Genomic DNA, 26599 nt, shown 5'->3' on the forward strand with positions numbered 1-26599 from the left:
GCACCGGGTGGAGTTGTTCTCCGGGGCGCGCGGTCAGACCGCGACCGCCTCTTCCATCTCCTCCTCGGCCTCCTCCAGCACCTCCACCGGACGGCGCCCGCGGCCCTCGTACAGCGCCGCGGCCACCAGGGCCGCCCCGCCGAGCAGCAGCCAGACCAGCAGGGTCACCACGTGCCCGCCGAGCCCGGCGCCGCCGTCGAAGTAGAGGATGCCGCGAGCGCCCTCCATGAAGCCGGCGCCGGTCCAGAAGCCGTGCAGCCCGCCGAAGAACCCGTTCTGCAACTCGGGCCGGTAGATGCCGCCGGAGGAGGTGAAGTTCAGCATCACGAACAGCACCATCAGGGCCAGCGTGGTCCACTTCTTCAGGAAGCTGTGCAGGCCGATGCCGATCAGCACGATGCCCGCCGAGTACAGCCAGCCGAGCGCCCAGACCGCGACGTGGTCGTGGTCGACGACCTGGAAGACCGGCCCCGCGGTGACGATCCCGATCACGCTGACCGCCAGCGAGACCGCCACCCCGACCAGCGCCCTGACCCACACGCTCAACGCCGCGCCGGCCGCGCCGATGACCGCGACGCTGGCGTAGGAGCCGATGCTCAGCGCGACCAGCAGAAAGAACAGGCCCTGCCCGGTCGGGTCGCCCTCCGCCGGAGTGGTCAGGTCGGTGACGTGCAGCGGCACGCCCTGCTGGTCGGTGACATTGGTGAACACCGCCGTGGCGGCCACCACCGAGGTCTCCGAGTTCCCCTTGGCGACGATCAGTTCGGGGCTCCTGACGTCCGGGACGAAGGCGCCCACCAGGTCCCGGTCGCGCAGCTGCTGCTCGGCGGCGGCCCGGTCGTCCACGGTGCGGACGTCAAGCGCGTCCCCGGCCCTGCCCTGGATCGCCTGCGCCAGGCCCCGCGCCTGCGGCGTGGTGCCGACCACGGCCACCTTGAGGTGGTGCGGCTCGGGCTGGTGGAAGGCGCCCTGGTAGGCGAGCGCCATGCCCAGGCACATCAGCAGCGGGGTGATCAGGTGGATGGCCAGGTGTTTGAGCGAGTGGCCCAGGGCGGGCGCTGCGGCGGGGTTCCGGGGTGTGCTCATGGGGTTCGTACCGTCCTCCGGTGGTTCTCGGCTCGATCACGAAGATGGCAAATACAACCAATATAGGTGGCAAATGCATCGATCTATCGATGTAGCCTACAACCATCCGACACCGATCGAAAGCCGGGCCCCCTGCGCGGCCCGGCTCCCTCACCCGCGCTCAGCCCAGCTCGAACACCCCGTACGAGAAGCCGTCCGCCCGCAGTTCCCCGTCCGCGACCCGCACGCCCTGCGCCTCCAGCGGCCGCACGCCCTGCGGCAGGTCCGGCAGCCGTACGGACGCCGGCTCCCGGCGCGGGTTGACCGCCACCAGGTAGCGGTCGGCCCGGGTGTACACCAGCGGGTACCCGGCGTGCCCGACCTCGGCACCGCCGGCCGCGCCCAGCCCCGGATGCGCCCGGCGCAGCGCGATCAGCCGCCGGACGGTGTGCAGCAGCGACGTCGGGTCGGCGCGCTGGGAGAGCACGTCAGGCCGGTACGGGTCCGGGTCCACCGGCAGGTAGAGCCGCTCCGGCGGGGCGTCGGAGAAGCCCGCCGTGGGCCCCGGCGTCCACTGCATCGGAGTGCGCGAGCCGGCCCGGTTGAACCGCGGGCCGAGCACGCTCCCCTCGGTGTCGGGCAGGCCCGGCAGGTAGCGCATGCCGATCTCGTCGCCGTAGTAGACGGCCGGGAGGGTGGGCCAGGTGAGCAGGAAGGCGAAGGCGGTGGCGAGTTGCTCCGCGGTGCGCGGTCCGGTCGCCAGCCGGGAGAAGTCGTGGTTCGCGGTGGGCAGCACGATGTGCCCGCTGCCCTCGGTGAGTTCGGCGGCGGAGCGCCAGGCGTCCAGGAAGGGCTGCGGGGTGCCGCGGCCCTCGGCCTCGAAGTAGCAGGACCCCTGGCTCCAGAACTCCTCGACCGTCCCGCCGTTGTTGTTCCAGAGCGAGCGGAGCGGCAGACCGTGGTCCGCGCCGCCGAAGTGCAGGAAGAAGTCGGCGTGGAAGCCGGCCCCGACGGCCGCTGCCGGGTCTCCCCACTCGGCGAGCAGGGCGGCCTGGGGGTGGGTGCGGTCCAGCCAGTCGCGCACTCCGGTCCAGAGCTTGGCGGTTTCCACCTTGCCCGGGTCGTCCTTGACCAGCGAGTACGCCATGTCCACCCGGAAGCCGGACACCCCGAGGCGGAGCCAGTGTTCCATGATCGCGCGCAGTGCCGCCCGGTTGGCGCGCGGGCCGTCCGCGTCCACCGCCTGCCGCCACGGCTCCTGCGGACTGCTGCGCGCGTAGCCGAAGTTGAGCGCTGGCTGACAGTCGAAGAAGTTCGGCAGGTACCAGCCGGATCGGCTGCCGGGCGAGGCCACGAAGCCGTCCGCCGGACGGTCGGACCAGACGTACCGGTGGTCGGACGGGTCCTCGGCGGAGGCCAGGAACCAGGGGTGGCGGTCCGAGGTGTGCCCGGCCACCAGGTCCAGCAGGACCCTGATGCCCCTGCCGCGGGCGGCCTCGACCAGCGCCGCGAAGTCCTCGGTGTCGCCGTAGCGCGGGGCGGGGGTGAGGTAGTCGGTCACGTCGTACCCGGCGTCGCGGAACGGCGAGGCGAAGCAGGGGTTGAGCCAGACGGTGTCGACGCCGAGCCAGGCGAGGTGGTCCAGGTGCGCGGCGATGCCGGCGAAGTCGCCGATGCCGTCACCGTCGGAGTCGGCGAAGCTCTGCGGGTAGATCTGGTAGAGCACGGCGTCGGCGAGCCAGTCGGGGCCGGGGCGGGTCGAGGTCATGGGCGGTTCCTCCTGCCGGGTCCGGGTCCGGGGCCCGGCCGGGCGAAGGCGGGGCCGGGCCGGGTGCCCCCGATTCTCGTCCAATCCCGGCCGCCCCGACAGCCCGCCTCGCCCCGAACCCGTCGACGGCGCGCGCCGAACCCGCTGTCCGCCCCGCCCCCGGACCCGCCGTCGGCGCGCTATGAGCCGGCCGCGCCGGTACAGGCCGCCGTGAACGCCCTGGCCCGCCGGGTGATCTCCGCCCAGTCCCCCGCCGCGACCACGTCCGGCGGCACCACGTCCGTCCCCGCGCAGACCGCGAGGGCGCCCTGCGCCAGGAACTCGGCGGCGTTGCCCGCGTTCACCCCGCCCGAGGCCACCAGCGGGACATCGGGGTACGGGCCGCGCAGGTCCTTGAAGTAGCCGGGACCGAACGCCCGGGCCGGGAAGATCTTCACGGCGGCGGCACCGAGGTCCACCGCGTGCGCCACCTCGGTCGGGGTGAGCGCCCCGAGCACCACCGGCACCCCGGCGGCGGCCGCCGCCTCGGCGACCTCGGGGCGGCAGCCGGGGGTGACCAGGAAGGACGCACCCGCCTCGACCCCGCGCCCGGCCTGCTCGGCGGTCAGCACCGTGCCGACGCCGACCCGCCATCCGGCCTTCGATGCCCGGAGCAGATGATCCGTCACATTCGGTGTGGTGTAGGTGAATTCGGTCAGGTTGATGCCGCCCTCGGCGAGCGCGGCGCAGAGCGCGGCGGCGTCCGGGATCCGGGGTGCGCGGACCACCGCGATCACCGTTTCGCCGTGCAGGACGGAACGGCCGGTCGATGCGGACAGGTCGGTGGAGGCGGAGAGCTCGGTCATATGGCCAGGGTTCCTCGGTCGGTTCTGCGCAGGGCGCGCCCGGGCCGGGCGCCCGTGGTGCGGCCCTGCCGGACGACGGCGATGCCGTTGACGTACACGTGCTCGATGCCCTCGGCGGGCCGCCGGGGGTGCTCGAAGGTGGCGGCGTCCCTGACCCGTTCGGGGTCGAGGAGCACCAGGTCGGCGTGGTGGCCCGGGGCGATCCGGCCGCGCCGGTCCAGTCCCAGCCGGGCGGCCGGGCGGCCGGTCATCCGGGCGATCGTCTCCTCCAGCGTCAGCACGCCCAACTCCCGGCCGTAGTGGCCGAGGTAGCGCGGGAAGGTGCCCCAGGCCCGCGGATGCGGCCGGGCACCGACCAGCAGCCCGTCACTGCCGACGGTGTGCGCGCGGTGGCGCATGATCGCCCGGACGTTCTCCTCGTGCCCGACGTGCTGGAGGATCGTGGTGGCCAGCTCGTCCCGGCGCAGCAGGTCCAGGAACACCTCGGTGCCGGTCCGCTCCTCCTCGACGGCCAGTTCGGCGACGGTGCGGCCGACCGTCCCGGCGAGCGCGGCCGAGCGGACGCCGGAGATCTGGATCGTCGACCAGTCGGTGACCACGCCGTGGCAGCCGTCGCTGCCCTTCTCCTCCACCTCGTACCGGATCCTGGCGCACTGCGCCGGGTCGGTGAGCCGCGCCAGCGTGGCGGCCGGGCCGCCCTCGGTGGCCCAACTCGGCAGCAGCGCCGCCAGGGTGGTGGAGCCGGGCAGGTAGGGGTAGCTGTCCAGGGTGAGGTCGACGCCGTCGGCGAGCGCCTGGTCGACCAGCTCCAGGAACTCGCCGGCCCGGTCCCGGTTGACCCCGAAGTTCATCGTGGCGTGGGTCAGGTGCAGCGCGCAGCCGCTCCGCCCGGCGATCTCCACCATCTCCGCGTAGCCCTCCAACGCCCCGGCGCCGTAGGAGCGTTGATGCGGCGCGTGGAAGCCGCCGTAGGCCGCGACCACTGTGCACAGCTCGACCAGCTCGGCGGTGTCCGCGTACATCCCCGGGGTGTAACTGAGGCCGCTGGACATGCCGACCGCGCCGTCCAGCAGGCTCTTCGCCAACACCTGCCGCATCCGGTCGAGTTCGGCCGGAGTGGGCGGGCGGTTGGCCCAGCCCATGACGAGCATCCGCAGCGTGCCGTGCGGGACGAGGTAGCAGGCGTTGACGGCGACGCCGGCCCGGTCGATCCGGTCCAGGTAGCCGGCGACGTCCCGCCAGTCCCAGTCGAAGCCCTCCGGATCGCCGTTCCAGCCCGCGAGCTGGCGGCGCAGCGCGGGCAGCGTGGTGCCGTCCACCGGGGCGTACGACAGCCCGTCCTGGCCGAGCACCTCGCAGGTGACGCCCTGGGTGACCTTGGCCGGGTGCTCGGGTTCGAGCAGCAGGGCGAGGTCGGAGTGGGCGTGCATGTCGATGAAGCCGGGGGCCAGCACCAGTCCGTCGGCGTCCACCGTCTCGGGGGCGTCGAGGTCTGCGCCGACCCCGGTGATCAGGCCGTCGGCGATCCGGACGTCCGCCCGGTAGCGCTCGGCGCCGGTGCCGTCGACGACCGTCGCGCCCTTGAAGACCGTCGCGCCCCGGCCGGCCCTCCCGCTCCCGGGGGCCGTTCTCTCCCCGGCCATCAGAAGAACGTCCTGACCAGGCCGGTGACCTTGGGCTCGGCCGCGTCCGCGGAGTCCAGGACCGGGATCGCCGTCCACTTGTCGAAGGCGGTGCACGGGTGCGAGACCCCCAGCCGCAGCACCGCGCCGATCGGCGCGAGGTCGCCCGCGTCGCGCAGGAAGGCGTGCTGGTCGTTGAGTGCGGTGATCCTGGCCGCGGTGCCGGTCAGTTCGGCTCCGCCGCGCACCAGGTGCGGCTCCGGCAGTCCCTCGTCGAAGGGCAGGTCGCGCTTGCCCGCGTCCAGCAGCGCGAGCTGCGGCTCGGGCCGGGAGACGACCCGGGCCCAGCCGTGCAGCGCACTGCGGAACGGCGTCTGCCCGGCGCCCCTGGCGAGCGGCGAGATGCCCCGGTAGAAGCCGTCGTCGTGGGCGATGTACGCCCCCGAACGCAGCACCACGAACGCCTCCGGCAGGTTCGCCAGTTCCTCGACCACCAGGTCGAAGTAGGCGCTGCCGCCCGCCGAGACCACCGGCCTGGTGCCCTCCGGGTACGCGCCGGCGAGCCGGCCGTGCAGCCTGCCGAGCTCCCGCAGGTAGTCGCGGACGGCGGCCAGCCCCTCGGTGGAGGCGTCGTGCGCGAGCGCGCCCTCGTACCCGCCGACGCCCGCGAGGCGCAGGGTGGCGGTGCGCAGTACGGCGGCGGCGACCTCGACGGCGGCGTCCACGCCGCGGGCGCCGGTCCGCCCGCCGGGGCCGCCGAGTTCGACCAGCACCTCGACCGGCCGTTCGGCCCCGGCGGCGCGCAGCGCCTCGTCCATCAGCCGCACGCCCTCGACGGAGTCGACCCAGGCGAGCAGGGCGAAGTCCGGGTCGGCGGCGAGCTCGTCGGCGATCCAGGCGAGTCCGGCCGGGTCGAGCAGGGCGTTGGCGAGCAGGATGCGCTGCACCCCGAAGGCCCTGGCGATCCGCACCTGGGGCAGGTTGGCGAGGGTGATGCCGTGGCTGCCGGCGTCCAGCTGCGCCTGCCAGAGGGCGGGCGCCATGGTGGTCTTGCCGTGCGGGGCGAGCGCGACGCCCGCCTTGGCGCACCAGTCGGCCATGGTACGGACGTTGTGGGCGAGGGCCTCGCCGTCGAGGGTGAGCAGCGGGGTGCCGAGCGAGGAGAGGGTGGGGCCGGTGGCGAGCCACTCCCGGACGGTGCGGCCCCTGGGGGCACCTCCCGGCCGCCAGGCTGGGGGAGACTCCGGCGGCGCGGCCTTGAACCGCCAGTCGAGCGGCTCGTCGGCCAGGGCGGCCACCGCGCCGCGGGCGATGCCCGGACCGGTTCCGCTGCTTGTGAACGTCTGCTCCACCGTGTTCCTCCATCCGCACAGGGTTGCAACATGCGCAACGAGGGTTGCACATGCTGGCAACACGGTTCTAGCATCGGCGCCGGATCACGGTCAACGGACCTGACTCCAGGCCGACGGGGTCGGCTCACGTGCGACGCTCTCGCGCCACGGGGTCGACCCGGTGGGCCCGCTCTCGACGGAACGGCCGCAGACGAGGAGCCCCGCACATGCCGCGACAGGACACCCAGGGCCCGACCCGCCCCGGTTCTCCCCCGACGGCCGTGTGCGTGGGCGAGTCGATGGCCGTCCTGCTGCCGGACCGCCCGGGACCACTGGAGTCGGTGGGCAGCTTCCGGCTGTCCGTCGGCGGCGCGGAGTCCAACGTGGCCGGCGCGCTGGCCGGTCTCGGCGTGCCGACCGCCTGGATCAGCCGGGTCGGCGACGACGGCTTCGGCCGCCGGCTGCTCGCCGAGGTCGCCGCCCGCGGCGTGGACGTCTCGGCGGTCGCGGTCGACCCGCACCGCCCCACCGGCCTCTACCTCAAGGAGGTCGGCGGCACCACCGGCGGCCGCCACGACCTCGGCCCCGGACGCAGCCGGCTCCACTACCACCGGCGCGGCTCCGCGGCCGCCGCGCTCTCCCCCGACCTGCTCACCGACCCGGCCGCCGCCGCCCTGCTGGCCGGTGCCCGGCTGCTGCACCTGTCCGGCATCACCGCCGCGCTCTCCGACGACTGCCTCGCCCTGCTGCGGGCGCTGCTCGCCGACCGCCGCCCGGGCCGAATGGTCAGCTTCGACCTCAACTGGCGCCCGTCGCTCTGGCGCGACCGCGACCCGGTGGTGCTGCCGCCGCTGCTGGACGCCGCCGACCTGCTGCTGCTCGGCGCCGACGAGGCCGAGGCCGCCTTCGGCACCGGCGACCCGGCCACCCTGCGGCGCCGCTTCCCCGCCCCGGCCACCGTCGTGGTCAAGGACGCGGCCAATCAGGTGACCGCGATGGACCGGGAGGGGACGGCGGTCACCGAGCCGGCCCTCGTGGTCGAGGTGGTCGAGGCCACCGGCGCGGGCGACGCCTTCGCGGCCGGCTACCTGGCCGGCACCGTCCGGGGCCTGGACCAGCGCCGCCGGCTGCGGCTCGGCCATCTGAGCGCGGCCTGCGCGCTGACCGCGCACGGCGACCAGGCCGAGCTGCCGGACGCCGCCGTGGTGACCGCACTGCTCGACGCCTCCCCCGCTCAGTGGGCGGCCACCAGGGTCACCGCGGAGGGCATCACGGGACCGGCCGTGCGCCCCGGCGCCGCCTCCCGTCCGGCCGGACGGGCGCCGACGGCCGACCCGTCGCCGTCCGCCGGCCGGGCCCGGGCACAATGAGCGGGAACCCCAGCCCTCGGAGCGGAGCACGATGAGCCAGACCGTCACCCGCGCCCTGCGCATCCTCGCCGAGCTCGGCGAGGGCCGGCGCTCCCTCGACCAGCTCGCCGAGGTGCTCGGCGTCCACAAGACGACCGTGCTCCGACTGCTCCAGAGCCTCGAAGAGGAACGGTTCGTCTACCGCGACGCGGCCTACCGCTACCACCTGGGCGCCGGGCTCTTCGCACTCTCCGGCCTGGCCCTGGAGCAGCGCGGCGTGCGCCGGATCGCCGCCCCGCACCTGGCCGAGCTGAACGCCGCGACCGGTCAGACCGTGCACCTGGCCGCGTACGAGGGCGGCGAGGTGGTCTACATCGACAAGTTCGACTCCCGCCACCCGGTCCGGATGTACTCCCGGATCGGCCTGCGCGCCGCCCTGCACAGCGCCGCCGTCTCCAAGGTGCTGCTGGCCGACCTGCCGCTGCCCGAGCGGCGCCGGGTGGTGGCGGGGATCGACTTCGTCCCGCACACCGAGCGCACCCTGACCACCCCCGAGGCCCTGCTCGCCGAGCTGGAGAAGGTCGCCGTCCAGGGCTGGGCGCAGGACCACGCCGAGCACGAGTCCTTCATCAACTGCGTGGCCGCGCCGGTCAGGGACGCCAGCGGCCGGGTGGTCGCCGCCGCCTCCATCTCCGTCCCGGACGTGGTCCTGCCGTACGAGCAGGTGCTGGACCTGCTCCCGCAGCTGCTCGCCACCGCCCGCGCCGTCTCGGCCGACTGCGGCCGCCCCGACCACTACTGACGAACCGTCGAGAACCCGAGAGACCAAGGAACCCATGTCCTCCGACAAGATCGAGATCCGTACCGAAGGCGCCCCCGCCCCCGCCTGGATGTTCTCCCAGGGCGTCCGCAAGGGCCCGATCCTCCAGGTCTCCGGCCAGGGCCCGCAGGACCCGGCCACCGGCGAGTACCTGTACCGCGGCGACGTGAAGGCGCAGACCCGCCGCACCCTGGAGAACGTCAAGGCCATCGTCGAGGCCGGCGGCGCCACCATCGAGGACGTGGTGATGTTCCGCGTCTACCTCACCAAGCGCGCCGACTTCCCGCTGATGAACGAGGTCTACGCCGAGTTCATCGACGAGAACGTCAGGCCCGGCGGTGTGAAGCCGTGCCGCACCACCATCTTCGTCGAGCTGCCGCAGGAGCCGATGCTGGTCGAGATCGACGCCCAGGCCGTCGTCGGCTGACCGGGCCCCGCCCGGCGAAGGGCCCGGACGCCTCCGCGCGTCCGGGCCCTCGGCATGCGCGGACGCCCGTCGGCCGATTGCCGAACGCCCGCTTGCCACACCCTCGGACGAATATTAGGTTAGGCTCACCTAACTTCACTGGAGGTCCGTCCATGAGCCTGCCCACCGGCGACACCGAGGTCCCCGAGCCCACCACAGCCGAACGGATCCACAGCCTGCTCGGCACGGCCTCCTCGCTCACCGTCCGCGCCCTGGGCGAGCACCACCACCTGGACACCCCGCTCTCCCTGCACGGCTCCCGGCTGCGGCTGCGCACCGCCCTCGACGACCCGCTCACCTCGGCCGCCGCCGGAGCCACCGAGGGCCTCGCCGTCGTCCTCGACGTCACCGACGTCGCCCCTGTCGCCGTCCGCGACCGCGTCCGCGCCCGCCTCACCCTGGCCGGCCGGCTGCACCTGGCCCACCTGACCGACGACGGCCTCGGCGTCCACCTGGGAGTGGACGTCGCCCACGCCGTCCTCGCCACCCCGTACGGCACCGCCGCGGTCACCGCCGCCGACCTCGCGCTGGCCGCCCCCGACCCGCTGGCCAGGTACGAGGCCATGATGCTCACCCACCTCGCCGACGACCACGCCGACGCGCTCGACGTCCTCACCCGGCTGCTCGACCCGGCCGTCCTCACCCACGCCCCGGACGTCCGCCCGCTCGCCCTGGACCGCTACGGCCTGGTGCTGCGCCTGGACCACCCGTACGGCCACCGCGACGTCCGCCTGGTCTTCCCCGAACCGGCCAGGGACACCGAGGACTTCGGCCACCGGATGCACGAGCTGCTGGCCGCCGCCCAGCACGGCCTGCCGGTCCGCCGCGGCTGAGCGCCGGCCGACCGGCCGTCACCGCTCGACCGTGTCCTCCAGCACGATCCGCCCCATCCGCGCGTACAGCCCGGGCCGCCACCGGCGCACCGCCAGCGCCAGTCCGAGCCCGGCCGCCGAGATGCCCGAACTCCCCACCCCCTTCAGCGCGTTCAGCGGATTCACGGCCTCGGCCACGATCCCGTCCGGACCGCCGCCGGAGAACAGCACCGCCAGCGAGACCGCGCCCAGCACCCCGGTCTCCAGCACCAGCGCGGCCCCGAGCACCCTGGCCGTCAGCTGGAGGTCGAACCAGCCCGCCACTCCGATCACCACCGCCCCGGACAGCGCGTACCAGCCCCAGCCCAGCTCCACCCCCAGCTGTGAACGGGCCAGCCCGCGCAGCGAGAACGCGAAGAAGCCGAGGACCGCGGCCTCGGTGACGACGTACGCGAGCACCGCGAGCAGCCCCGAGGCCAGTCCGGCGACCCGGCCCAGCCCGTGCGAGACGTAGCCGCAGAACGCGCCGGCCGCGGTGATGTGCCGGGCCATCGCCACGTACCCGACCGAGAACACCGTCAGCACCACGGTCGCCACGATGTACGCGGCGGGTGCGCCGACTCCGTTGCCCTGCCCGACGACGATCGGCAGGTTGCCGGTCATCGCGGTGATCGGGGCGGCGGTGGCGAGCGCCATGAACACCACGCCGACCAGGCAGACCGAGTCCGCCTTCAGCCGGTCGACCCCGCCCGCGCCCGGCCGGGCCCGCTCCGCCGTCTACCCCGCCGTCTCCCCGCCGCGGACCGCCATCCGGCCTCCTCGCCTCCAGGACCCGCCCGTCCGCCGGACCGGCCGGGCACTGACCGACCGCCAGCATGGCGCGCCGCGGGCAACCGGAGACGCGTCGACCGCCCATCTGGGCATCGGAGTTGACGCCGCGTTCGACCTGGACCGAACACCCCGGAAAGGCCCAGGGAAGACCAGGGAACGAAAGCGGCCGGCCCGGCTGCCCGAGGAATTCCTCGTACAGCCGGGCCGGCCTGGGCGTGTCCCTCGCCCATGTCCACCGTGCGGCGATCACCCGGTCGAGCGGTCACCCGACATGACCATCCCGGAGGATCGGTTCACCCCGCGACAGTGGCGGTTCCTGAAACCCTCGGAGCCCGTCAGGCTCAGAGCGCGACGCCGTGCGCCCGGAGGAAGGCGACCGGGTTGATGTCCGAGCCGTACTCAGAGCCGTTGCGGATCTCGAAGTGCAGGTGCGGGCCGGTCACGTTGCCGGTGGCACCGGAGAGGCCGATCTGCTGGCCGGCGGTGACGGTCTGACCGATCTTCACACCGATCGAGGAGAGGTGCGCGTACTCGGCGTAGTGGCCGTCGGCGAGCCTGATCTCGACCTCGTTGCCGTAGGCGCCGCCGTTGCCGGCCTTGACCACGACACCGTTGGCGACGGCGCGCAGCGGGGTGCCGGTGGAGGCGACGAAGTCCTGGCCGGTGTGGTGGCCGGAGGCCCACATCGAGCCGGCCACGCCGTAGGCGGTGCCCAGCTTCGGGCCGGCCAGCGGGGCGACGTAGCCGGAGGTGGCGGCGGCGACCGGAGTGGCGGTCACGGCCGCGGCCGGAGCGGCGACCTGCACCTGGGTCTGGAGCTGGGCGGACGGCTTGGCGGCCTCGGTCTTCACCTGGACCTGTGCCTGCGGCTTGGCGGCCTGGGTCGCCGGAGCGGCCGGCTTGGCGGGCTTCGCCGGAGCGGCGGGCTTGGCCGGAGCGGCCGGCTTCGCCGGGGCGGCGTCGGCGGACGGCGCGGTGGCGTGGCCAGGCAGCGCGAGCTGCTGACCCGGGAAGATCAGGTTCGGGTTGGCGCCGACGACCGAGCGGTTCTGCTCGTACAGCGCCTGCCAGCCACCGTCGACGCTCCTGGCGTCGGCGATCCTGGACAGGGTGTCGCCACTGACGACGCGGTAGCTCTCCGGCGCGGCCGGAGCGGCCGACCCGGTGGCCGCAGCGGCGGCCGGCGGGGCGTCGGTGGTGGCGACGGCGGCCTGCGGGGCCGGGGCGGTGTGCGCCTGGGCGGTCACCGCGGTCACGAGCGGCACGGCGAAGGAGACACCGGTGACGGCCGTGGCGATGCCGATACGGACGGCGCGGGGCAGGGCGATACGACGAGCCTGAGCAGGCATGGAATTTTTCCTCTCCGACGCCTGCGAGGTGAGCTGTCGGGTTCGGGCTGGAGTTGCCCGGCCGCATGCGCGGCTTCACCCCTAGCCGGTCCTGGTCGTCCACGCCCTGAGGCGCGAACTCCGGTCCGGCGACTTACCTGTGGGTCCCCCGCTCCTGCCGTACAGAGTTCGTTTCGAACCACCGGGCAGCGGCAGGATTCGGCGTTCCACCCGGCGGATCCGTCCGGACTGGCCGGGCGGTCGCTGAACTAAAACCCATCCGTTCGGGTGAAGCAATGTCGATCTCTTGAAACAGCAACAACCCTCCGGAGCCCAGTGACCCTCCGCAGGGACGACCACACGATACGTACACAATCCATTCACCCCCAGCCACTGATCCACGACCCTGCGCCGAGATCCGCGACGCTGCGCGGCCGGCCGCTCACGGACAGCTCGCGGCCAACACACCACCCGGTGAGCCTTGTCACGTGCGTCCCGGCAGCGCAGGATTCGCCCGTGACCACCTCAGAGGCAGGGACCCTGCGCCTGGGCACCGCGCAGGGCCGCCTGGTACTACTGGCGACGGTGCTCGGCTCCAGCATGGCGATGCTCGACGGCACCGTGGTGAACGTCGCCCTGCCCCGGATCGGCGCCGACCTCGGCGCCTCCCTGGCGTCCCTGCAATGGACGCTGAACGCCTATCTGCTCACCCTGGCGGGCCTGATCCTGCTCGGCGGCGCGCTCGGCGACCGCTACGGGCGGCGCAAGGTCTTCCTGATCGGCGTGGTCTGGTTCGCCGTCGCCTCCGCGGCCTGCGCCGCCGCGCCGAACATCCACGTGCTGATCGCCGCCCGCGCCGTCCAGGGCATCGGCGGGGCGCTGCTCACCCCCGGCTCGCTCGCCATGCTCCAGGCCGTCTTCCACCCCGACGACCGCTCGGCGGCGGTCGGCCTCTGGTCCGGCCTCGGCGGGGTCTCGGCCGCGGTCGGCCCCTTCCTCGGCGGCTGGCTGGTGGACGGCCCCGGCTGGCGCTGGATCTTCCTGCTGAACCTGCCGCTCGCCGCCGCCGTGATCGTGGTCACCACCCGGTCGGTGCCGGAGAGCCGGGACGAGAGCGCCTCCGGCCGGTTCGACGTGCTCGGCGCCGTGCTCGCCGCCCTCGCCCTCGGCGCGGTCACCTACGCGCTGACCGCCGCCGGCGAGGGCCTGTCCCCCGCCGTCTGGGTCAGCGGCGTGGCCGGCCTGGTGCTCGGCGTCGCCTTCGTCGCCGTCGAGCGCCGCGCGCCCGAGCCGATGCTGCCGCTCGGACTGTTCTCCTCCCGGCTGTTCACCGCGGTGAACCTGGTGACCCTGTGCGTGTACGCGGCGTTCAGCGGGGTCTTCTTCCTGCTGGTGGTGCAGCTCCAGATCGTGTCCGGGTTCTCCCCGCTGGTCTCGGGCTTCGCGCTGGTGCCGATCACCGTGCTGATGCTGGTGCTGTCGGCGCGCGCCGGGCGCCTCGGCAAGCTGATCGGTCCGCGCATCCCGCTGACCGTCGGTCCGCTGCTGTGCGCCGCCGGAGTGCTGCTGATGCTGCGCATCGGCGCCGACTCCTCGTACTGGGTGGACGTGCTGCCCGCCGTCACGGTGATGGGCTGCGGGATGACGCTGCTGGTCGCGCCGCTGACGGCGACGGTGCTGGCCGCCGTCGAGGTCCGGCACGCGGGCATCGCCAGCGGGGTCAACAACGCCGCCGCCCGGGCGGCCGGCCTGCTCGCGGTGGCCGCCCTGCCGGCGCTGGCCGGGCTGAGCGGCGACGCCTACCGGGTGCCCGCCTCGGTCGACTCCGCGTTCCACACCGCGATGCTGATCTGCGCGGGCCTGCTCACCGCCGGCGGGCTGACCGCCCTCGCGACCGTACGGGGCAACGTGCTGGCCCCCGCGGACCACCCGGTGGCCGAGCCCGACACCGAGTGGAGCTGCGGCACCACCCCGCCGCTCGACCCCGGCCACGTCACCGCGACGCGTGAGGGCCCTGCCACCGGCGGTCCGGCGGCAGGGCCCTCACGCAAGGCCTGACGAATCGTCAGAGAATGTCGCCCGGAACGTACTTGGCGGCCTCCGGGTAGGCGGCCGCGACGGCCTCCACCTGGCGGACCACCTCGGCGACCTGGGCACCGGCCGCGCCGGTGAAGGAAAGCTTGTCGGCCAGCAGCGCGTCCAGCGCGGCCCGGTCCAGCGGAATCCGCTCGTCGGCGGCCAGGCGGTCCAGCAGCTCGTTCTCCCGGGCACCCGCGCGCATCGCCAGCGCGGAGGCCACGGCGTGCTCCTTGATGACCTCGTGGCCGGTCTCCCGGCCCACGCCCGCGCGCACCGCGCCCATCAGCACCTTGGTGGTGGCGAGGAACGGCAGGTAGCGGTCCAGCTCGGTCTCGATCACGGCCGGGAAGGCGCCGAACTCGTCGAGGACGGTCAGGAAGGTCTCCAGCAGACCGTCGAAGGCGAAGAACGCGTCCGGCAGCGCGACCCGGCGCACCACCGAGCAGGAGACGTCCCCCTCGTTCCACTGGTCGCCGGCCAGCTCGCCGGTCATCGAGGCGTAGCCGCGCAGGATGACGGCCAGGCCGTTGACGCGCTCGCAGGAGCGGGTGTTCATCTTGTGCGGCATCGCGGAGGAGCCGACCTGGCCCTCCTTGAAGCCCTCCGTGACCAGCTCGTGGCCGGCCATCAGGCGGATGGTCTTGGCCAGGCTGGACGGCGCGGCGGCCAGCTGGACGAGGGCGGTGAGCACCTCGAAGTCCAGCGAGCGCGGGTAGACCTGGCCGACGCTGGTCAGCACGTGGTCGAAGCCGAGGTGCCCGGCGACCCGGCGCTCCAGCTCGGCCAGCTTCTCGGTGTCCCCGCCCATCAGGTCCAGCATGTCCTGGGCGGTGCCGACCGGGCCCTTGATCCCGCGCAGCGGGTAGCGGGCGATCAGCTCCTCCAGACGGCGGAAGGCGACCAGCAGCTCGTCGGTGATCGAGGCGAAGCGCTTGCCCAGGGTGGTGGCCTGCGCGGCCACGTTGTGCGAGCGGCCGGCCATGACCAGCTCGGCGTGCTGGGCGGACAGCTTGCCCAGGCGCACCAGCACGGCCACCGTGCGGTCCCGTACGTGCTCCAGGGACTGGCGGATCTGGAGCTGCTCGACGTTCTCGGTCAGATCCCGGGAGGTCATGCCCTTGTGGATCTGCTCGTGGCCGGCGAGTTCGCTGAACTCCTCGATCCGGGCCTTCACGTCGTGGCGGGTGACCCGCTCACGGGCGGCGATCGAACCGAGGTCGACCTGGTCGATCACCCGCTCGTAGTCGGCGACGGCGCCCGCCGGCACCTCGACGCCGAGGTCCTGCTGGGCCTTCAGGACGGCGAGCCACAGGTGGCGCTCGAGGACCACCTTGTGCTCGGGGGACCACAGCTGGGCCAGGGTCGCCGAGGCGTACCGGGAGGCCAGGACATTGGGGATCTGGGGCTTCGCGCTCACGCTTCGCAAGAGTAACAGCCGAGGTCACGCCAGGCGTCGGCGGATGGGGTAGGCTGGGTCGATTGAGCGCCCTTCACCTGACGCACCGAAATCTTCTCACCGCAAGGATACCACATCGATGAGTGAAGTTCCAGCGGAACCCGTCCTCGCCGAGGCCCTGCGCAGCGAACAGGCCCACCTCTCCGGCCTCTACGCCCGGCTGGACACCGTACGCGAGCGGGCCCGGCGCACCGCCGACGCCGCCCACGACGGAGCCGCGGCCGGCGGCACCCACCAGTCCAGGCTGGAACGCGAGGTGCGCGCCCGCGAGGCCGCCCGCCACGCCGCCCGGCTGGACGCGGTCGAGCACGGCCTCTGCTTCGGCCGGCTCGACGCTCGCGACGGCACCGTCCACTACATCGGTCGAGCCGGCCTGACCGACGAGGCCCACGAACCGCTGCTGCTCGACTGGCGCACCCCGGCCGCCCGCCCCTTCTACACCGCGACGCCCGCCCGGCCCGGCCCCGTGGTGCGCCGCCGCCACCTGCACACCAGGGGCCGCACCCTCACCGGCCTGGACGACGAGGCGCTCGACCTCGTCGGGCTGAGCGACTCCGGCCGGCGCGGCCTGGTCGGCGAGGCCGCGCTGCTCGCCGCGCTCGCCCGCGACCGCACCGGCCGCATGGGCTCCGCCGTCGCCACCATCCAGACCGAGCAGGACCGGGTGATCCGCTCCCCGCTGTCCGGCGCCCTGGTGGTCCAGGGCGGTCCAGGCACCGGCAAGACGCTGGCCGCCCTGCACCGCGCCGCCTACCTGCTGTTCACCCACCGCGCCGCCCTGGAGCGCCGGGGCGTGCTGCTGATCGGCCCCAACGCCGGCTTCCTGCGGTACATCCACGAGGTGCTGCCCGCCCTCGGCGAAACCGAGGTGGTCCTGCGCACCGTCGGCGAGCTCTTCCCCGGCATCGACGCCACCGGCACCGACGCCCCCGCCACCGCCGTGGCCAAGGGCGGCCCCCGGATGGCCGGGGTGCTCCGCCGCGCCCTGGCCGCCCACCAGCGGGCCCCGGCCGAAGGCCTGGACCTCGGCGAGGGGCTGACCCTCTCCGCCCGGGCCTGCGCCGAGGCCAGGGACGCCGCCCGTGGCCTGCGACTGCCGCACAACCGGGCCCGCGGCTTCTACCTGCGCACCCTGCTCGACGCCCTCGGCATCGCCCAGGCGCTCACCCTCGGCCGCCCGTACGACGACGAGGAGGCCCACTACGCCCCGCGCGAACTGTGGCAGCGCCCGGACGTCCGCGCCGTGCTCGACCCGCTGTGGCCGCTGCTCACCCCGCAGCAGCTGCTCGAACGGCTGCTCACCGACCGGGAGTTACTTGCGGATTCGGCCCCCGGGCAGGCGTCCGTCCTGCTCCGCCCGCCCGGCTCCCCCTGGACGGTCGAGGACGTCCCACTGCTCGACGAGGCCGCCGAACTCCTCGGCGAACAGCGGGCTTCCGCCGCCTGCGACGAGGACCCGGACGAACTGGCCTTCGCCCAGGGCGTGTTGACCATCACCGGACAGACCGACGACGTCCTGCTGAACTCCGCCGCGCTGGCCGGGCGCTTCCGCGACGACGGCCCGTACCGCTCCACCGCCGAGCGCGCCGCCGACGACCGCACCTGGGCGTACGGCCACGTCGTCGTCGACGAGGCGCAGGAGCTGTCCGCGATGGCCTGGCGCGCCGTCCTGCGGCGCGTCCCGGCCACCTCGCTCACCATCGTCGGCGACCTCGCCCAGACCGGATCGCCCGCCGGCGCCCGCAGCTGGGCCGAGATGCTCGACCCGCACCTGCCCGGCCGCTGGCGCGAAGAGCGGCTGACCGTCAACTACCGCACGCCGGAGCCCGTCATGGCCCTCGCCGCCGCCGTCCTGCGCACCGCCGTGCCCGGCCACCGGCCGCCCGAGTCCATCCGCCCCGGCACCGAGCAGCCGCGCGCGGTCCCCGTCCCGGACGGCGACTTCGCCGCCGCGCTCGCCCGGCTGCCCCGCGGCACCGGCACCTCGGGCGTGATCGCGCCGGACGCCCTGGCCGCCGGACTGGACGCGCTCACCGTTGCGGACGCCAAGGGGCTGGAGTTCGACGCGGTCGTGGTGGTCGAGCCGGCCGCGCTCGCGCCGCGCGACCGCTACGTCGCCCTCACCAGGACCACCCGTTCGCTCACCCTGCTGCACCACCGGCCGCTGCCGCCGGAACTCGCCGGGCTGCTCTGAGCGGAGCCGCTCCGGCCGGGAGGCAGCGGGCTTCGCGGGTCCTACTGCGCGCCGCCGGGGCGGCCGGCCAGCACCGGCAGCACCTGGGAGCAGATCGAGTGCAGGGCGATCCGCTGCTCGTCGGTCATCGCCTCGAAGGCCTGGTGGGTCCTGGCCATCTCACCGCGGATGCCGTTCAGGATCTCCCGGCCCTCGTCCGTGATCACCACGATCTTCACCCGGCGGTCACCGGCCGCCGCCGCCCGGTTGGCCAGGCCCAGCGACTCCAGCCGGTCCACGATCCCGGTGACGTTCGACGCGTCGCAGCCGAGCCGTCCGGCCAGCGCCCGCATCGGCACCGGCTCCTGCACCGCGCCCAGCGCCTTGGCCTGCGAGGAGGAGAGGCCGTGCCTGGCCGCGGCCGCCGCGAAGTCCTGGAAGTACGCGGCACCGACGGAGGCCAACACCTCCATCAACTCGGCGTTGGTCGGTACGGTCGTCGTCGCTGTCGAACCCATGGGGCAAGGGTACGGCCAGGTGCTTCAGTAACTCAAGCTTTGACCAGGGCAACCGTCCGCGAGTCGCCTCCCGCCCGTCCCGGGTCAGAGCACGAGCTGGTCGAACAGCCGCCGCAGCTCCGCCTCCGGGTCCGCGGTCAGCCCGGTGTGCACCGGCCCCGGCTGGACGATCGCGCTGCGCGGCGCGGTCAGCCAGCGGAACCGCTGACCGGCGTTGTCCCCCGCCGCCGGACCGGCCTGCGGGCCGCCCAGGCAGACGGCCTCGATCCCGTGCAACGCCCGCCGCACGCCCTGCACGTCCGCCACCGGATCCAGCGCCAGCAGCCGGGCCTGGTCCAGGTGGGTACGGGCGGCCAGGTGCGAACTCTGCCGGCAGTACAGCAGCACCCCGACGTTGACGCACTCGCCGCGCTCGACCCTCGGCACCGCGCGGATCACGGCGTACTCGTAGTCGTGCAGCTCGACAGTGGCCGGCAGCGCGGACGGCGAGGACTCGGTCATGCGGGCACCTCCGGCAGCCAGTCGCGCGGACCGGCCAGTCGCTCGGTCAGCTGGGTGCGGTACGCGGCGCGCACCTCGTCGGGCGAGTCGAAGCCGAACTCGTCCGTCAGCCACACCTCGGGGATCCGTGCCACCGCGGCCTCGATCGCCGCCTCCGCGACCGGCGCGAGCGCCTTGTCGGCCGCCGCCACGTCCGGCCTGGCCCGCAGCAGCGCGTGGTCGGAGGCGTCGTACGGGCGGCGGATCCAGGCGGCGGCGCCCGGCCAGTTGTGGTGGAAGATCAGGCTCGCGCCGTGGTCGATCAGCCGCAGCCCACCGGTCGCCACCAGCAGGTTGGGGTTGCGCCAGGACCGGTCGACGTTGCCGATCAGCGCGTCGAACCAGAGCACCTGCCCGGCGAGTTCCGGGTCCACCTCGAAGCAGAGCGGGTCGAAGTTGAGCGCGCCGCTGACGAAGGCCATCCCGAGGTTGGTCCCGCCGCTGGCCCGCATCTGGTCCTGGATCTGGTGGTCCGGCTCGCTGCGCGCGAGCACCGGGTCCAGGTCGACCGTCACCAGCTCCGGCACCGGCAGCCCGAGCCGCCGGCCGAGTTCCCCGGCCAGCACCTCCGCGACCAGTGCCTTGCGCCCCTGCGCGGCACCGACCCATTTCAGCGCGTACAGCCGCCGGTCGTCGGCCTCGACCAGGCCCGGCATCGAGCCGCCTTCTCGCAGTGGCGTCACGTACCGGATCGCCGTCACCTGGGGTAGCACGGCCGACAGCCTATCGGTGCCGCCACCCCTTTCCCCCACCACCACCCCGTACGGGGGAAGCCCGCTCCCCTCTCCCCGCCGCGCTGCCCCGCCCACGCCCCGCGCCCCCCGGCTCCCCCCTGCGCCCCGCCCCGGTGGCAGCCCCCGCTGCTCCGTGCGAGTGTGGCGGGCAGTAATGGGGACCTTCACGGCAAAGGGATGAACGATGGAACGACCTCGGATCCTGATCGTGGGCGGTGGCTTCGCCGGCCTGGAGTGCGCCCGCCGCCTCGAACGCAAGCTGTCACCGTCGGAGGCCGAGATCTCGCTGGTCACGCCGTTCAGCTACCAGCTCTACCTCCCCCTCCTCCCCCACGTCGCGGCCGGCGTCCTCACCCCGCAGTCCGTGGCCATCTCCCTGCGCCGCTCGCTGCGCCGCACCCACATCGTCCCCGGCGGTGCCATCGGCGTGGACCCGGCCTCCAAGGTGTGCGTCGTCCGCAAGATCACCGACGAGGTGGTCGCGCAGAAGTACGACATCCTGGTGCTCGCCCCCGGCAGTGTCACCCGCACCTTCGACATCCCCGGCCTCACCGACTACGCCCGCGGCATGAAGACGCTCGCCGAGGCGGCCTACGTCCGCGACCACGTGATCGCCCAACTCGACCTCGCCTCCGCCACCCTGGACCAGAAGGAGCGCGAGTCCCGGCTCCAGTTCGTGGTGGTCGGCGGCGGCTACGCGGGCACCGAGACGGCCGCCTGCCTCCAGCGGCTGACCACCGCCGCCACCCTGCGCTACCCGCGCCTGGACGCCCGGCAGATCAAGTGGCACCTGATCGACATCGCCCCGAAGCTGATGCCGGAGCTCGGCGACCCGCTCGGCGAAGCCGCCCTGGAGGTGCTGCGCGACCGCGGCATCGAGGTGTCACTGGGCGTCTCGGTGGCCGAAGTCGGCGCCGAGACGGTCAAGTTCACCGACGGCCGGGTGCTCCCCTGCCGCACGCTGATCTGGACCGCCGGCGTGGCCGCGAGCCCGCTGATCGGCACCCTGGACGCCGAGACGGTCCGCGGCCGGCTCGCCGTGACGGCGGAGATGCGGGTGCCGCAGTTCGAGGGCGTGTTCGCGCTCGGCGACGCCGCCGCCGTCCCCGACCTCGCCAAGGGGGACGGCGCGGTCTGCCCGCCGACCGCCCAGCACTCCGCCCGGCAGGGCCGCGCGACCGCCGACAACGTGATCGCCTCGCTCCGCAACCAGCCGCTGGAGCCGTACTACCACAAGGACTTGGGCCTGGTGGTCGACCTCGGCGGCAAGGACGCGGTCTCCAAGCCGCTCGGCGTGGAGCTGCGCGGGGTGCCGGCCCAGCTGGTGGCGCGCGGCTACCACCTGATGGCGATGCGCACCAACGCGGCCAAGTTCCGGGTGGGCGCCAACTGGGTGCTCAACGCGACCGCCGGCGACGACTTCGTGCGCACCGGCTTCCTCGCCCGCCAGCCCGCCCGGCTGCGCGACTTCGAGTACACCGACGCCTATCTGACGAAGGATCAGGTCCGCGCCCACGCGCAGTCCCTGCTCGCCAAGGGCTGACCCTCCGGCACGGGACGCGCCCGACCGGGTCGGCGCCCCGGCGGCCGAGGCCGGGCCAGGGCCAGGGCCGGGCCGGCGGGGCGCCGACGCACGTGGTCGGCGCGAGGCCGGGCACGTCCTGCCCGGCCGTCGGCCACACCCGCCGCCCCCGAACCGCACCGGCGCTCACACCAGCCGCGATCCGCCCCGGCCCGCCCCCAGCACCGTCGCCAGGTCCTCCGCCAGCTCCCGCGCCTGCGCGGGCTCCAGCCGCGCCGTGGTGAAGCGCAGCCCGGGCGGCGACTGGATCCGGTACCGCGCGCCGGGCGCCGCGACCCAGCCGCGCTGCACCAGCGCCGCCAGCACCGAGGTCTCGTCCGGCACCGGCACCCAGACGTTCAGCCCGCTCTCCCCGTGCGCCGCGATCCCACGGGCCGCCAGCTCCCCGAGCAGCGCGTCCCGCCTGGCCCGGTACGCCCCGGCCACCAGGGCGGCCGGGGCGGCGTCGCCGCGCCACAGCTCCGCGACGGTGCGCTGCAGCAGGTGGCTGACCCAGCCGACGCCCAGCCGCAGCCGGCCGGCCACCCGCCCGATCGTCTCCTCGTCGCCGACCGCGATCGAGACCCGCAGGTCGGGCCCGTACGCCTTGGCCGCCGAGCGCACCACCGCCCAGTGCCGGGTGCCGGCGCCGACCAGCGGGTGGTAGGGCTGGTCGACCATGCCGTGCCCGTGGTCGTCCTCGATCAGCAGCACTCCGGGGTGCTCGGCCAGTACGGCCTTCAGCGCCTCGGCCCGTCGCGCGGTGAGCGCCGCGCCGGTCGGGTTCTGCGCCCGGCTGGTGACCACCACGGCCCGGGCGCCCTCGGCCAGCGCGGCGGCCAGCGAGTCCGGCAGCGGGCCCTCGTCGTCCAGCCGGAAGGGCGCGTGCCGCAGCCCCATCGCGGGCAGCAGGTCGAGCAGGCTGCCCCAGCCCGGGTCCTCGACGGCCACCGCGTCGCCGGGGCGCAGCCGGGCGTCGAGGATCCGCTCGACGGTGTCCAGCGAGCCTGAGGCGACGACGACCGGTCCGCCGGGCAGGCCGTCGGCCTCGAAGGAGGCGCGGGCCATCGCGAGCAGCCGCGGGTCGACGGCCTCGTGCCCGTAGAGCACCGGATCGGCGTGCGCGGCCTCGGCGGCGGCCGCGATGGCCCGGGTGAGGTCGGGCAGCAGGGCCGGGTCGGGGTTGCCGGTGGAGAGGTCGCGGGCGTGCGGGGGGACGGGGACGCGGATCCGGTCGCGCGGGGCGAGGGCGGGTCTGGGCAGGATGCGGCTGCCCTTTCGGCCCGCGGTCTCGATCACGCCGCGGTCGCGCAGCAGCCGGTAGGCGGCGGCGACGGTGTTGGGGTTGACGCCGAGTTCGGCGGCGAGGTCGCGCAGCGGGGGCAGCGCGGTTCCCGGGGCGAGCAGTCCGCTGCTCACGCCCTGCTCGATGTGGGCCGCGATCTCAGTGGCGCGTCGCCCTTTCAGCGGATAGTCTCCTAGCACAAAGCAAATTATGCACTAGTACATAGAGGATGTCATGTCAGCCAACCCGGAAGGTTCGCCCAGCTACTCCCGCACCCCCGGAACCACACCCACCCGCTACCGGGACCGGGCCACCTGGGAGCAGGAGGCGATCCACGCCATCCTCGACAGCACGTACGTCTGCCACCTCGGCTTCGTCGTCGACGGCGCCCCCGTCGTCCTGCCGACGATCTTCGCCCGGGTCGGCAGCCGGCTCTACCTCCACGGCTCCACCGGCAGCCGCCCGCTGCGCAACGCCTCCGGCGAGCAGGGCATGCCGGTCTGCGTCACGGTCACCCTGGTCGACGCCCTGGTGCTGACCAAGTCCGCGTTCAACCACTCGGTGAACTTCCGCTCGGTGGTCGCCCACGGCACCGCGCACCAGGTCACCGACGCCGGGGAACGGGACGTCGCGCTGGCCGCCCTGGTCGACCACGCGGTGCCCGGCCGGTCCGCCGAGGTCCGTCCGGCCGACGCCAAGGAGCTCGCCGCCACCGCCGTCATCCGGCTGGAGCTGGACGAGGTCTCGGCCAAGACCCGCGCCGACGGCGCCGACGACGACCCGGAGGACGCCGGCCTGCCGCACTGGTCCGGCCTGATCCCGGTCACCACCGTGCACGGCGCCCCCGAGCCGCACCCCGGAACCACCGTCCCGCTGCCCGCGCACCTGCGCGGCTACCCCCGCTGACGGGAGGTCCACCCATGCTGATCAGATCCTGGGACCGCGGCGACGAGAACGAGTGGCGCGCCTGGCTGGCCGAGGGCCGCGACTTCGGCCTGCTCGCGGCCAACGGCGGCGCCGGCGAGGGCCCGGTGCTGGTCCCGACGCACTTCCTGCTGGACGCCGAACGCGGCGAGATCCTGCTCCACCTGGCCGCGCCCAACCCGCTGCTGGCCGCCGTCAGGGCCGACCCGCAGGTCACCCTCGCGGTCACCGACGGCTACGCCTTCGCCCCCGGGCACTGGCGCGGCGCGCCGGGCACGCCCACCAGCTACTACGCCTCGGTCCACTTCCACTGCACCGCCGAGGTGGTGGAGTCAGCCACCGGCAAGGCGGAGATCCTCAACCGCCAGCTGGCGCACTTCCAGCCCGAGACGCCTGAGGTCCGGGTGGTGCCCGGTGAGGGCGAGCTGGCCAGGCAGCTGCCCGGGCTGCGCGGGCTCCGGCTGACCGTGAACGAGGTGCGGGCCAAGTTCAAGTACGACGACAAGAAGCCCGCCGAGGCGCAGTACGCGATCGCCGACCGGCTCGCCGAGCGCGCCGACGGACGAGGGCGCGGCCGTGACCAGTACGCCGCCGCCCGCGCCCAGCTGCTCCGCCGTCACCGGCGGCGCACCGCGGGGCCCGGCGCCGCACCGGAGGGCGCCACCGCCCCCTCGGACACCACCCCCCGCACCGACCACCCGCGCGGTGCGGACCGGCGCACCGACCACCCGCGCGCCGCCGACTGACCCGGAGTCACCCGATCGGTCGCCAACTCGGGCAGGTCGGCCGCCGCGCTGCTCGAATGTGAGACGAGCCCTGCCCACTCGGCGTCGGAGCGGGCCCGTCCACCCCCGGGAGCGCGTGTGTCCTCAGTCAACAGCCATCGGGCGACCGGAGAGGCCCACCTCGGCCACGTGGTGTTCATCTCGGCGGCCGCGGCCATGGGCGGCTTCCTGTTCGGCTACGACAGCGCGGTGATCAACGGCGCCGTGACGGGCATCCAGCGGCACTTCGCGGTGGGCAACGGCACCACCGCCTTCGTGGTGGCGATCGCGCTGCTCGGCTCGGCGGCGGGCGCGGTGATCGCGGGCCGGCTCGCCGACCGCCTCGGCCGGGTGCGCACGATGCTGCTGGCCGCCGTGCTGTTCGCGGCCAGCGGCCTCGGTTCGATGTTCCCGCCGAACATCCAGACCCTCGCCACCTGGCGCGTGATCGGCGGCATCGCGATCGGCATCGCCTCGGTGATCGCCCCGACCTACATCGCCGAGGTCGCCCCGACCGCCTACCGCGGCCGGCTCGCCTCCTTCCAGCAGATGGCGATCGTGCTCGGCATCACCGTCTCCCAGCTCGCCAACTGGGCGCTCAACCAGGCCGCCGGCGGCGAGTCCACCAGCCACCTCGGCGGCATCCAGGCCTGGCAGTGGATGCTCGGGGTCGAGACCATCCCGGCCCTGGTGTACGGGCTGATGGCGCTCTCCATCCCGGAGTCGCCGCGCTTCCTGATCGCCGACCACCGCGAGGCGCAGGCCCGCAAGGTGCTGGTCGAGGTCGAGGGCGAGGGCGTGGACCTGGACGCCAGGGTGGCGGAGATCCGCACGGTGCTGGAGTCCTCGCACAAGCCCCGGCTCAAGGACCTGACGGGCGGCCGCTTCGGCCTGCTGCCGATCGTCTGGGTGGGCATCGGCGCCTCGGTGTTCCAGCAGTTCGTCGGCATCAACGTGATCTTCTACTACTCGTCCTTCCTGTGGCAGTCGGTCGGCATCAACGAGTCCGACTCGCTGCTGATCAGCCTCTCCACCTCGATCATCAACGTGATCGGCACGGTGATCGCGATGGTCCTGGTGGACCGGATCGGCCGCAGGCCGCTCGCCCTGGCCGGCTCGGCCGGCATGGCGGCCGCGCTGTCCACCGCCGCCTGGGCGTTCTCCTACCGGCACGGCACCGGCGACACCGCCACCCTGGACAACACCCACGCCACCGTCGCCCTGATCGCCGCGCACGTCTTCGTGCTCTGCTTCGCCTTCTCCTGGGGCGTGGTGGTCTGGGTCCTGCTCGGCGAGATGTTCCCCAACCGGATCCGCGCGCTGGCCCTGTCCGTCGCCGCCTCGGCGCAGTGGATCGCCAACTGGGCGATCACCGTCAGCTTCCCCGACCTCGCCGACTGGAACCTCTCGGCGACGTACGTCATCTACGCGGCCTTCGCGCTGCTCTCCATCCCGTTCGTGGCCTTCTGCATCAAGGAGACCAAGGGCCGGGCGCTGGAGGAGATGGGCTGACCGGGACCGCCCCGCCGACCCCCGCCGCACGCGGCCCGACCCACCGAGAGGAAGCCATGCCTGACCAGGGCGGCTCCCGGCAGAACGTCACCTTCCCGAGCAACGGCCGTACGGCGCACGGCTACCTGGCCCGCCCGCCGCAGGGCGTCGGTCCCGGCCTGGTGGTGGTGCAGGAGTGGTGGGGCCTCACCTCGCACATCGCCGACGTGGCCGACCGCTTCGCCACCGAGGGCTTCACCGTCCTCGCCCCCGACCTGTTCGGCGGCGCCACCACCCACGACGGCACCGAGGCGGCCCGGTTCAGGCGCGAGCTCCCGGTCGAGCGGGCGGTGGAGGACCTCGCCGGGGCCGTCGACCACCTGTTCGCGCTGGACGGCGTGGTCGGCGACGCGGTCGGGGTGGTCGGCTTCTGCATGGGGGGCGGCTTCGCCCTGCTGCTGGCCGCGAGGGCCGGCGACAAGGTGGCCGCCGTGGTGCCGTTCTACGGCCTGCCGCCCGACCCGGACTTCGACTACCGCGGTCTGACCGCCCACGTGCTCGGCCACTTCGGCGAGCTGGACGGCTCGATCCCGATGGCCACCGTGGACGAGGCGGCGATCCGGATCGGCGAGGCCACCGACGTCCGTCCGGAGATCCACTTCTACCCGGCCGGGCACGCCTTCATGAACGACGAGAACCTGATCGGCACCCACGACCCGCTCCAGGCCCGGATCGCCTGGCGCCGCACGCTCGCCTTCCTCTGGGGCCACCTCGGCTGACACCCCCGTTCCGGGGTGCCGGTACGAAAACCGTATGGACAGCCGTACGACCCTTCGG

23 protein-coding genes and 1 riboswitch are annotated in these 26599 nt (G+C 74.1%); of the genes, 11 read left to right on the forward strand and 12 right to left on the reverse strand.

Annotation, left to right across the window (positions count from 1 at the left end):
* Positions 1-33: 33 nt before the first annotated feature.
* The 5 genes from ACIQOW_RS18170 to ACIQOW_RS18190 all read right to left on the reverse strand — a co-directional run bounded on the left by ACIQOW_RS18170 (position 34) and on the right by ACIQOW_RS18190 (position 6652).
* Positions 34-1086: a hypothetical protein gene (locus ACIQOW_RS18170; protein ID WP_401085791.1), complete on the reverse strand. Its 1053-nt coding sequence runs from the start codon at positions 1084-1086 to the stop codon at positions 34-36.
* A gap of 160 nt (positions 1087-1246) precedes the next feature.
* Positions 1247-2833 carry an alpha-amylase family glycosyl hydrolase gene (locus ACIQOW_RS18175; RefSeq protein ID WP_401085794.1) on the reverse strand — a complete coding sequence of 529 codons (1587 nt, stop codon included), beginning with the start codon at positions 2831-2833 and terminating at the stop codon, positions 1247-1249.
* Positions 2834-3012: 179 nt separating this feature from the next.
* The gene (locus ACIQOW_RS18180) at positions 3013-3678 is read right to left on the reverse strand and encodes a bifunctional 4-hydroxy-2-oxoglutarate aldolase/2-dehydro-3-deoxy-phosphogluconate aldolase (protein ID WP_401085797.1); all 666 of its coding nucleotides are present in this window, start codon (positions 3676-3678) and stop codon (positions 3013-3015) included.
* Complete coding sequence (locus ACIQOW_RS18185) at positions 3675-5321, reverse strand: amidohydrolase family protein (RefSeq protein WP_401085799.1); 1647 nt, start codon at positions 5319-5321, stop codon at positions 3675-3677. Before ACIQOW_RS18185 ends, ACIQOW_RS18180 begins: the two co-directional genes overlap by 4 nt.
* Positions 5321-6652, reverse strand: coding sequence for an alanine racemase (locus tag ACIQOW_RS18190; protein WP_401085802.1), 1332 nt, complete (start codon positions 6650-6652; stop codon positions 5321-5323). Before ACIQOW_RS18190 ends, ACIQOW_RS18185 begins: the two co-directional genes overlap by 1 nt.
* A gap of 206 nt (positions 6653-6858) precedes the next feature.
* On the opposite strand from ACIQOW_RS18190, the gene ACIQOW_RS18195 reads away from it, so the two are divergent.
* The 4 genes from ACIQOW_RS18195 (at position 6859) to ACIQOW_RS18210 (ending at position 10099) form a co-directional block, all read left to right on the forward strand.
* Positions 6859-8001 carry a sugar kinase gene (locus tag ACIQOW_RS18195; RefSeq protein WP_401085805.1) on the forward strand — a complete coding sequence of 381 codons (1143 nt, stop codon included), beginning with the start codon at positions 6859-6861 and terminating at the stop codon, positions 7999-8001.
* 31 nt (positions 8002-8032) lie between these two features.
* A complete protein-coding gene (locus tag ACIQOW_RS18200; protein ID WP_401085808.1) occupies positions 8033-8782 on the forward strand; it encodes an IclR family transcriptional regulator in 750 nt (249 codons plus the stop codon).
* A 34-nt stretch (positions 8783-8816) separates the two neighbouring features.
* Positions 8817-9227, forward strand: a complete 411-nt coding sequence (locus ACIQOW_RS18205) for a RidA family protein (protein WP_401085810.1) — start codon at positions 8817-8819, stop codon at positions 9225-9227.
* Between the two features lie 152 nt (positions 9228-9379).
* Complete coding sequence (locus tag ACIQOW_RS18210) at positions 9380-10099, forward strand: DUF2470 domain-containing protein (protein WP_401085812.1); 720 nt, start codon at positions 9380-9382, stop codon at positions 10097-10099.
* Between the two features lie 18 nt (positions 10100-10117).
* Here ACIQOW_RS18210 and ACIQOW_RS18215 read toward each other — a convergent pair whose 3' ends face one another.
* Both ACIQOW_RS18215 and ACIQOW_RS18220 read right to left on the reverse strand, forming a co-directional pair.
* Positions 10118-10774 (reverse strand): hypothetical protein, encoded by a 657-nt coding sequence (locus ACIQOW_RS18215; protein ID WP_401085815.1) that lies wholly within the window; start codon positions 10772-10774, stop codon positions 10118-10120.
* 476 nt (positions 10775-11250) lie between these two features.
* Positions 11251-12258, reverse strand: a complete 1008-nt coding sequence (locus ACIQOW_RS18220; RefSeq protein ID WP_401085818.1) for a peptidoglycan DD-metalloendopeptidase family protein — start codon at positions 12256-12258, stop codon at positions 11251-11253.
* Positions 12259-12261: 3 nt separating this feature from the next.
* Positions 12262-12472, reverse strand: a riboswitch (cyclic di-AMP (ydaO/yuaA leader).
* 281 nt (positions 12473-12753) lie between these two features.
* Here ACIQOW_RS18220 and ACIQOW_RS18225 point away from each other — a divergent pair.
* Positions 12754-14295: a DHA2 family efflux MFS transporter permease subunit gene (locus ACIQOW_RS18225; RefSeq protein WP_401085820.1), complete on the forward strand. Its 1542-nt coding sequence runs from the start codon at positions 12754-12756 to the stop codon at positions 14293-14295.
* Positions 14296-14302: 7 nt separating this feature from the next.
* Here the strand turns inward: ACIQOW_RS18225 and purB are convergent, their stop codons facing one another.
* Positions 14303-15733 carry an adenylosuccinate lyase gene (purB, locus tag ACIQOW_RS18230; protein ID WP_401085823.1) on the reverse strand — a complete coding sequence of 477 codons (1431 nt, stop codon included), beginning with the start codon at positions 15731-15733 and terminating at the stop codon, positions 14303-14305.
* A 118-nt stretch (positions 15734-15851) separates the two neighbouring features.
* Here purB and ACIQOW_RS18235 point away from each other — a divergent pair, with 118 nt between their 5' ends.
* A complete protein-coding gene (locus ACIQOW_RS18235) occupies positions 15852-17966 on the forward strand; it encodes a HelD family protein (protein WP_401085826.1) in 2115 nt (704 codons plus the stop codon).
* A 41-nt stretch (positions 17967-18007) separates the two neighbouring features.
* Here ACIQOW_RS18235 and ACIQOW_RS18240 read toward each other — a convergent pair whose 3' ends face one another.
* The 3 genes from ACIQOW_RS18240 to ACIQOW_RS18250 form a co-directional block, all read right to left on the reverse strand.
* Positions 18008-18463, reverse strand: a complete 456-nt coding sequence (locus ACIQOW_RS18240; protein WP_188300066.1) for a MarR family winged helix-turn-helix transcriptional regulator — start codon at positions 18461-18463, stop codon at positions 18008-18010.
* 84 nt (positions 18464-18547) lie between these two features.
* The gene (locus ACIQOW_RS18245; RefSeq protein WP_401085828.1) at positions 18548-18964 is read right to left on the reverse strand and encodes a DUF3037 domain-containing protein; all 417 of its coding nucleotides are present in this window, start codon (positions 18962-18964) and stop codon (positions 18548-18550) included.
* Positions 18961-19716 carry a HipA family kinase gene (locus tag ACIQOW_RS18250; RefSeq protein ID WP_401085831.1) on the reverse strand — a complete coding sequence of 252 codons (756 nt, stop codon included), beginning with the start codon at positions 19714-19716 and terminating at the stop codon, positions 18961-18963. The genes ACIQOW_RS18245 and ACIQOW_RS18250 overlap by 4 nt, the downstream gene beginning before the upstream one ends.
* 205 nt (positions 19717-19921) lie before the next feature.
* Between ACIQOW_RS18250 and ACIQOW_RS18255 the strand changes: the two genes are divergently transcribed.
* Positions 19922-21280 carry an NAD(P)/FAD-dependent oxidoreductase gene (locus ACIQOW_RS18255; protein ID WP_401085834.1) on the forward strand — a complete coding sequence of 453 codons (1359 nt, stop codon included), beginning with the start codon at positions 19922-19924 and terminating at the stop codon, positions 21278-21280.
* Positions 21281-21445: 165 nt separating this feature from the next.
* Here ACIQOW_RS18255 and ACIQOW_RS18260 read toward each other — a convergent pair whose 3' ends face one another.
* Complete coding sequence (locus ACIQOW_RS18260; RefSeq protein ID WP_401085837.1) at positions 21446-22783, reverse strand: aminotransferase class I/II-fold pyridoxal phosphate-dependent enzyme; 1338 nt, start codon at positions 22781-22783, stop codon at positions 21446-21448.
* Between the two features lie 34 nt (positions 22784-22817).
* On the opposite strand from ACIQOW_RS18260, the gene ACIQOW_RS18265 reads away from it, so the two are divergent.
* The 4 genes from ACIQOW_RS18265 (at position 22818) to ACIQOW_RS18280 (ending at position 26541) form a co-directional block, all read left to right on the forward strand.
* Entirely contained in the window at positions 22818-23489 is a 672-nt protein-coding gene (locus tag ACIQOW_RS18265; protein WP_401085840.1) for a pyridoxamine 5'-phosphate oxidase family protein, read from the forward strand.
* Positions 23490-23503: 14 nt separating this feature from the next.
* The gene (locus ACIQOW_RS18270; RefSeq protein ID WP_401085843.1) at positions 23504-24253 is read left to right on the forward strand and encodes an FMN-binding negative transcriptional regulator; all 750 of its coding nucleotides are present in this window, start codon (positions 23504-23506) and stop codon (positions 24251-24253) included.
* Positions 24254-24370: 117 nt separating this feature from the next.
* Positions 24371-25783, forward strand: a complete 1413-nt coding sequence (locus tag ACIQOW_RS18275) for a sugar porter family MFS transporter (RefSeq protein ID WP_401085845.1) — start codon at positions 24371-24373, stop codon at positions 25781-25783.
* A 56-nt stretch (positions 25784-25839) separates the two neighbouring features.
* A complete protein-coding gene (locus tag ACIQOW_RS18280) occupies positions 25840-26541 on the forward strand; it encodes a dienelactone hydrolase family protein (RefSeq protein ID WP_401085848.1) in 702 nt (233 codons plus the stop codon).
* The last annotated feature ends 58 nt before the right edge of the window (positions 26542-26599 follow it).

This window comes from Kitasatospora sp. NPDC091335, from assembly GCF_044757205.1.
Classification (GTDB): Bacteria; Actinomycetota; Actinomycetes; order Streptomycetales; family Streptomycetaceae; genus Kitasatospora.

Excerpts from the sequence above, each read along its gene's own strand:
- ACIQOW_RS18170 (WP_401085791.1), bottom strand. The coding sequence starts at position 1,086 with ATGAGCACACCCCGGAACCCCGCCGCAGCGCCCGCCCTGGGCCACTCG.
- ACIQOW_RS18175 (WP_401085794.1), bottom strand. The coding sequence starts at position 2,833 with ATGACCTCGACCCGCCCCGGCCCCGACTGGCTCGCCGACGCCGTGCTC.
- ACIQOW_RS18180 (WP_401085797.1), bottom strand. The coding sequence starts at position 3,678 with ATGACCGAGCTCTCCGCCTCCACCGACCTGTCCGCATCGACCGGCCGT.
- ACIQOW_RS18185 (WP_401085799.1), bottom strand. The coding sequence starts at position 5,321 with ATGGCCGGGGAGAGAACGGCCCCCGGGAGCGGGAGGGCCGGCCGGGGC.
- ACIQOW_RS18195 (WP_401085805.1), top strand. The coding sequence starts at position 6,859 with ATGCCGCGACAGGACACCCAGGGCCCGACCCGCCCCGGTTCTCCCCCG.
- ACIQOW_RS18200 (WP_401085808.1), top strand. The coding sequence starts at position 8,033 with ATGAGCCAGACCGTCACCCGCGCCCTGCGCATCCTCGCCGAGCTCGGC.
- ACIQOW_RS18205 (WP_401085810.1), top strand. The coding sequence starts at position 8,817 with ATGTCCTCCGACAAGATCGAGATCCGTACCGAAGGCGCCCCCGCCCCC.
- ACIQOW_RS18210 (WP_401085812.1), top strand. The coding sequence starts at position 9,380 with ATGAGCCTGCCCACCGGCGACACCGAGGTCCCCGAGCCCACCACAGCC.
- ACIQOW_RS18215 (WP_401085815.1), bottom strand. The coding sequence starts at position 10,774 with ATGGCGCTCGCCACCGCCGCCCCGATCACCGCGATGACCGGCAACCTG.
- ACIQOW_RS18220 (WP_401085818.1), bottom strand. The coding sequence starts at position 12,258 with ATGCCTGCTCAGGCTCGTCGTATCGCCCTGCCCCGCGCCGTCCGTATC.
- ACIQOW_RS18235 (WP_401085826.1), top strand. The coding sequence starts at position 15,852 with ATGAGTGAAGTTCCAGCGGAACCCGTCCTCGCCGAGGCCCTGCGCAGC.
- ACIQOW_RS18240 (WP_188300066.1), bottom strand. The coding sequence starts at position 18,463 with ATGGGTTCGACAGCGACGACGACCGTACCGACCAACGCCGAGTTGATG.
- ACIQOW_RS18245 (WP_401085828.1), bottom strand. The coding sequence starts at position 18,964 with ATGACCGAGTCCTCGCCGTCCGCGCTGCCGGCCACTGTCGAGCTGCAC.
- ACIQOW_RS18255 (WP_401085834.1), top strand. The coding sequence starts at position 19,922 with ATGGAACGACCTCGGATCCTGATCGTGGGCGGTGGCTTCGCCGGCCTG.
- ACIQOW_RS18265 (WP_401085840.1), top strand. The coding sequence starts at position 22,818 with ATGTCAGCCAACCCGGAAGGTTCGCCCAGCTACTCCCGCACCCCCGGA.
- ACIQOW_RS18270 (WP_401085843.1), top strand. The coding sequence starts at position 23,504 with ATGCTGATCAGATCCTGGGACCGCGGCGACGAGAACGAGTGGCGCGCC.
- ACIQOW_RS18280 (WP_401085848.1), top strand. The coding sequence starts at position 25,840 with ATGCCTGACCAGGGCGGCTCCCGGCAGAACGTCACCTTCCCGAGCAAC.